This window comes from Candidatus Protofrankia californiensis, from assembly GCF_900634765.1.
Lineage (GTDB): Bacteria > Actinomycetota > Actinomycetes > Frankiales > Frankiaceae > Protofrankia > Protofrankia californiensis.
In genome coordinates this window covers 5,628-11,266 of the sequence record NZ_CAAAFT010000015.1, presented here as the reverse complement: position 1 = coordinate 11,266, position 5,639 = coordinate 5,628, and the positions used below count along the sequence as shown (strand labels likewise).

7 protein-coding genes and 1 tRNA gene are annotated in these 5,639 nt (G+C 67.3%); 3 read left to right on the top strand and 5 right to left on the bottom strand.

From position 1 onward, the window contains the following. Both DD1DGNOD_RS00620 and DD1DGNOD_RS31005 read right to left on the bottom strand, forming a co-directional pair. Positions 1-876 (bottom strand): AraC family transcriptional regulator (locus tag DD1DGNOD_RS00620; RefSeq protein ID WP_131769195.1); only part of this gene is annotated, 876 nt, incomplete at its 3' end. A 124-nt stretch (positions 877-1,000) separates the two neighbouring features. After that, complete coding sequence (locus tag DD1DGNOD_RS31005; RefSeq protein WP_241255372.1) at positions 1,001-1,276, bottom strand: hypothetical protein; 276 nt, start codon at positions 1,274-1,276, stop codon at positions 1,001-1,003. Between DD1DGNOD_RS31005 and DD1DGNOD_RS30390 the strand changes: the two genes are divergently transcribed. Beyond that, on the top strand, positions 1,184-1,450 hold the full coding sequence (locus tag DD1DGNOD_RS30390; protein ID WP_250645430.1) for a redoxin domain-containing protein: 267 nt from the start codon (positions 1,184-1,186) through the stop codon (positions 1,448-1,450). The two genes, DD1DGNOD_RS31005 and DD1DGNOD_RS30390, sit on opposite strands and share 93 nt — an antisense overlap. Here the strand turns inward: DD1DGNOD_RS30390 and DD1DGNOD_RS00610 are convergent. Then, a tRNA-Arg gene (locus tag DD1DGNOD_RS00610) sits at positions 1,412-1,484 on the bottom strand. The two genes, DD1DGNOD_RS30390 and DD1DGNOD_RS00610, sit on opposite strands and share 39 nt — an antisense overlap. A 275-nt stretch (positions 1,485-1,759) precedes the next feature. Continuing rightward, complete coding sequence (locus tag DD1DGNOD_RS00605) at positions 1,760-1,984, bottom strand: DUF3039 domain-containing protein (protein WP_131765058.1); 225 nt, start codon at positions 1,982-1,984, stop codon at positions 1,760-1,762. 244 nt (positions 1,985-2,228) lie between these two features. Between DD1DGNOD_RS00605 and DD1DGNOD_RS00600 the strand changes: the two genes are divergently transcribed. After that, positions 2,229-2,969, top strand: a complete 741-nt coding sequence (locus DD1DGNOD_RS00600) for a metal-dependent transcriptional regulator (RefSeq protein WP_131765059.1) — start codon at positions 2,229-2,231, stop codon at positions 2,967-2,969. A gap of 45 nt (positions 2,970-3,014) precedes the next feature. On the opposite strand, the gene DD1DGNOD_RS00595 is transcribed toward DD1DGNOD_RS00600, so the two are convergent. Next, positions 3,015-4,112 (bottom strand): NlpC/P60 family protein, encoded by a 1,098-nt coding sequence (locus tag DD1DGNOD_RS00595; protein ID WP_131765060.1) that lies wholly within the window; start codon positions 4,110-4,112, stop codon positions 3,015-3,017. A gap of 572 nt (positions 4,113-4,684) precedes the next feature. Between DD1DGNOD_RS00595 and DD1DGNOD_RS00590 the strand changes: the two genes are divergently transcribed. Beyond that, positions 4,685-5,639, top strand: a 955-nt coding sequence (locus DD1DGNOD_RS00590; RefSeq protein ID WP_346434245.1) for an ammonium transporter, incomplete at its 3' end; no start/stop codon positions are given.

Genomic DNA, 5,639 nt, shown 5'->3' with positions numbered 1-5,639 from the left:
GCTGAAGGCCCGCGAGAACGCATACTCGCTGGTGTATCCGACGTCGGCGGCGATCGCGACGATCGGGTCGTCGGTTTCCCGCAGGCGTTGCGCGGCCAGGTCCATGCGCCACCGGGTCAGGTAGGCCAGTGGCGGTTCGCCGACAAGCTCACCGAAACGCCGGGTCAGCGTCGCGCGGGAGACGTGCACTGCGGCGGCCAGCGCCTCGAGGCTCCACGGCCGCTGGGGCTGGTCGTGGAGCAGCGCGAGCGCCCGCGCAGCGACGGGGTCGCGCAGTGCGCGCAACCACGACGCCTCGCCGTCGGGCTGTGCGCGCAACCACGCGCGCACGACGTGCACGAGCAGGACGTCGATCAGCCGGCCGACTGCGGCGCGCGATCCAGGTGGGTTGCCGCCCAGCTCGAAGCGCAGCAGGTGCAATGTCGCAGCGACCGCGCCGTCATCGTCGTCGGGGAGGTCGGTGGACAGGTGCAGGAGGCCGGGCAACAGCGACAACAGCGGTTGGGCGACCTCATGGTCGTAGTCGTAGGCGGCGCACAGGATATGCGTGACAGCCCCGTCGCCGGACAGCTCGATCATCCCCTCGGGCGTGCGTAGCCCGGCCTTGGTGACCTGGTCCAGCGATATCGCCGGTGTGTCCGGGCCACTGGAAAGCGTGTGCGGGAGGTTGGTCGGCAGCAGCACCACGTCGCCGGGCATCAGCCGCAGGGGCGGCACATCGGCAGTGCGCAGCCAGCACGATCCCGCCATGACGCTGTGGAAAGTGGCGCCGGGCTGCGGATCGACCGCAACGCCCCACGGCGCGTGGGCGAGGAGCTGGGCGAGTACGGCACCCGAGACGCGCGCAAGATCGAGGACGTCAGTCAGTGGGTCCATGAAATCAACCGTAACGCGAACGCCGTGAGCGTATCAGACAAAAAACTGCCCTGATCAATCATTCATCCGCTTATTCGCCCCGTCTAGCGTGACAGGCATGTCAACCACATCCACACCCGCCACGTCATTGACCGAGGTTACTGCGTGGCTGCGCACCCAGCTTCGCGAACAGTTCGGTGACGCACTCGACCCGTTCGAGACGGAGGCCGACGAGCTGGCCACCCGTAGCCTCGCTACCGGCGCGCCAGCCGTCGGCGCACCCGCGCCCGACTTCACCCTGCCCGACGTCCACGGCGAAGACGTCACGCTGAGCACCCTGCTGACCAAGGGTCCGATCGTGGTCGTGTTCTACCGCGGCGCCTGGCGCCCGTACTGCAACCTGCAGCTCAACGCCTTTCAAGCGGCGCTGGACGAGATCGAGGCCGCCGGCGCGACGCTCGTGGCCATCTCGCCGCAGACACCTGACAATTCACTGACGTTCGCCGAGCAACAGCCCCCGCCCGCATACCCCGGCGCCACGGGTAGATGCTGTACGTGCCCCTGGCAGGAATCGAACCTGCGGCCTACCGCTTAGGAGGCGGTCGCTCTATCCACTGAGCTACAAGGGCCAGCCGAACGTCAAGGGGAGACCCGACGGCACCCCAGTTTACGCATCATCGTCGCTCGCGGTCGTCCAAGCAGAGGCGGACCGGTCGGGACGAGCCCTCTGCCGACAGATGCCTCGTCCCGGACCATCGTCAGATCCGCCATTGCGTGCCGGAAGCCGGGCCGACCGGACGCTGGCGCTGCTCGGCGTACGCCGGGTAGGGCCAGCTCGGCGTACGCCGAGCAGCAGCCGCGACCCAGGGATCACGACAGCCGGGGACGGGACCGCCCGCGCCGGTCAGCCGAGCTGTTCGGCCAGGGCGACGAGTTCCTTGCACTTCGGGCATACGGGGAAGCGCTGGGGATCGCGCACCGGCTCGAACTTGTAACCACACAGCGCGGTCACGCGTCCACCTTCGATGGAAGCCCGGACGATCTCCTCATGGCGCGCGTAGTGGGCGAAGTCGTTACCCTCGTCTGTGCTGCCGTGAGTGGTCTCCGGTGCGATCTGGGTCGAGCTCATACACCGCAGTGTATGACTCGCGCCAGGACGTCGATCCGCTGATCCCGCCGGCCGGCTTCGACCGCCCCAGCGCGCCGGGGACAGCCCGTGGGCGGCCGCCGGACGGTGCGGCCGGACGGCGACCCGATCCCGGCACCCGCCAACGCGGAACCAGCATGGAACCGATGTGGACGGGATGGCCCGCGTGCATCATAGATGGGTCTGCCTCTGCGGGCGTACCCTTGAGGCTGGACGAAGGAGCCCGGTGACTGGACTAATCGACAGTGCCGAGATGTACCTCCGTACCCTCTACGAGCTGAGGGAGGAGGGCATCCCGCCGCTGCGTGCGCGCCTTGTGGAAAGACTGCATGTCAGCGCTCCCGCGGCCAGCGAGTCCACCTCGCGGCTGGCCAGTGAGGGCTTGGTCGCCCTTGCCAACGACCGCACGGTGCAGTTCACCGAGAAGGGGCTGGTCCGCGCGACCGCGGTCATGCGCAAACACCGCCTCGCCGAGCTTCTCCTCACCGAGGTGATCGGTCTGGATTGGGCGCTGGTCCACAACGAAGCCTGCCGATGGGAGCACGTGATCTCGGACGAGGTGGAGATACGGCTCACCAAAATCCTGGGCGACCCGAAGAGATGCCCGTTCGGGAACGTGATCCCGACAGGTTCGTTCGACCGCCCGGCAGGCCCCCGGCCGCCGGCACCGCTGAGCCTGCTGGTCGCCGCCGACTTTGCCAGTTCCAGGACGACCTCGGTCACGGTCAGCTGGATCTCCGAACGGCTGCAGACGGACGAACGAAGCATGCGCCAGCTCCGGGAAGGCGGGGTGCTGCCCGGCGCCACGCTCGCCATCCGTGGGCGCGGTGACGCCGTCGAGGTCACCTCGTCAGGCGAGGTCACCCCGTCAGACCAGGGCTCGACGCAGGAAGCATCGACCATCGAGATCTCACGGCGTGCGGCGGGGCTCGTGTACGTCGAACACCTCGATACCACCGCCGCCTGACCACGCCTGGCGCTACCACCCGCTGTGCCGCTCGGACGGTCAGGTTCAGCCGCCGGGACGGACAGCGCCGGCGTACGTCGTCCACCAGACCGGCTCGACGCGGATCACCGTTCCCGTGCGTGGAGCGTCGATCATGTTTCCGTCACCGATGTAGATCCCCACATGGTGTAGATCCTCACCGAAGAAGACCAGGTCGCCTGGCATGAGTTCGTCCCGGGGGATTCGGCGCCCCTCGTTCCACTGGGCGCCGGTGAAGTGGGACAGGGCGACTCCCGCCTTCGCCCACACCCACTGGGTGAGCCCCGAGCAGTCGAAGGCGTCCGGTCCAGCTGCTCCCCACACGTACGGCTTGCCCAGCTGCGCACGGGCCTGCGCGACCGCGACCGCAGCCCCGCCGCTTCCGATCGCGGGCGGGCGTGCGGCCGAAACAGGGGTGTCGGTGAATCCGCGGCTGGTACTGCCGATCAGGTTGCTGCGGTTGCGCAGCTGTTCCTGTTCGGCCGAGGCTGCCCGTGCCTGCGCTTCGGCGGCCTCGGCAGCTGCCAGCTCGTTGGCCCGGCGGGCCGCGGCCTCGCGTTCGCGTGCCTGGCGGACAAGCTCGGCATGGCGGGCGACCAGGCCGTCGAGCAATGTCCGTTGCGCCGCCACCGATGCCTCTATGCGTTTCTTCTGTTCTTCTAGGGATGCGATTTCGCGCTGTTGCTCGGCGAGAGCCAGCTGCGCGGCGGCCTGCGCGCCGGTGAGGTCGTGACGGGCCGACCGCAGTTCGATCTCGGCAGTCCGCCCGCGGCGGGCAAGCGAGTCCATCGCACCCGCCCGGTCCAGTGCCGTACCGGGGTCACCGGACAGCAGTACCGACAGTTGTTCGAAACCACCCGAACGGTAGGCGGCGGACCCCAATGCGCGACGTTTGTCCGCAGCAACCTGCACAGCGTCACCAGCATGCCGGACATTCTCAGTGGCCGTTGACACGGCTTGTTCGGCAACGCCCAGCTGCAGACGCCCGGCGTTGAAAGCTTCGGTGGCTGCCTCGGTCGAGTGCGTCAATTCGGTGAGCTGCTGTCGGGCAACCGCTATGTCCTTCGCGATCTTATCGCTGTCGTCGTCGGCTCTGGCCGGCGTGGCAGCGCCCGGTATCAGCATGATCCCGCTGGTGAGAGCGCCGATCAGGCTCAGGGCAACCGGTGCCCGGCCGGATCCCCGGCGGCGGACTCCTCGGACGTCGGGGATCCGGCCCGGTCTTCGGAGGCTCCGGAGACTCGGGGGCCTCCGGACGAAGAAGACGCGCGAATCGACACTACCGCCACGATAGCAATCCGCATCCAAATCATCACGCACAGAGAGGTACGGTAACCCTCCGGAGCAAGTAGGATCACGTAAACGCGCCGGAAGTTGCGGAGGGTGATGTGATACTTACCACGGCTCCGTCGGGACGAACCACGAACCGCCCAATTTAGCGATTTCACATATCGGAAACAGGGAAGATACCGGTCCGGAACAGATCCTATCGACTCTTCGGCCGAAGGATCCGGGACGACGGGTGGGCCGCGAACCGGTGAGCATGATCCGCGCGGGCGCGCGGGGCGACCGACGGGAGAGACATGAACCCAGACCAGCTTAAGGAACTCCAAGACGGTATAGCCGGCGCAACAAGTGTGGGCACGGCCGTGGGCAGCACAGCCTGGGTTCTGGTTGCCTCGGCACTCGTACTGCTGATGACACCCGGCCTTGCGTTCTTCTACGGCGGCATGGTCCGCGCGAAAAACGTGCTCGGCATGCTCATGCAGAACTTCTTCTGCATCGGTATTGTCAGCGTCCTGTGGGTACTGATCGGTTACAGTATTGCGTTCGGCGACAGTAACCAGATCTTCGGAGGGTTTCACTTCTCGCTGCTCAACCATATGAGCGAACCGGTTCCCGGGTATGCCGGGGTGACGTTCGCCCCACCCTATGAGGCGAACTCGCTCGCCCAGGTGATCCCGCCGATCGTGTTCGTGGCGTTCCAGCTCATGTTCGCAATCATCACCCCGGCACTCATCACCGGAGCCACCGCCGACCGGTGGAAGTTCGGGGCCTTCGCCGCCTTTGTGGCGATCTGGTCGATTCTCATCTACTCGCCGGTGGCGCACTGGGTGTTCTCCCCCGAAGGATGGCTGTTCAAGAAGGGCGCGGAGGACTTCGCCGGCGGGACCGTCGTCCACGCGAACGCCGGAGCCGCGGCCATCGCCGTCGCGCTTGTCCTCGGTAAGCGCAAGGGCTGGCCCGCCACCAGCTTCCGGCCGCACAACCTGCCGTTCGTGCTGCTCGGAACCGGCCTGCTGTGGTTCGGCTGGTTCGGGTTCAACGCCGGGTCCGAACTCGCCGCCGACACCCGCGCCGGGTTCGCGTTCGTCAACACCAACACCGCGGCTGCCGCCGCCCTGCTGGGCTGGTTGTTCGTGGAGAAGATCCGGGACGGAAAGGCGACCACTCTGGGTGCCGCCTCCGGCGCCGTCGCCGGCCTGGTGGCCATCACCCCGGCCTGTGGTTTCGTCTCCCCGGCAGGTTCGATCGCCATCGGTCTCATCGCCGGTGCGGTCTGTGCTCTGGCCACGGCCATCAAGGGCAAGGTCGGTATCGACGACGCGCTCGACGTCGGCGCCGTCCACCTGGTTGGTGGTGTGCTGGGTG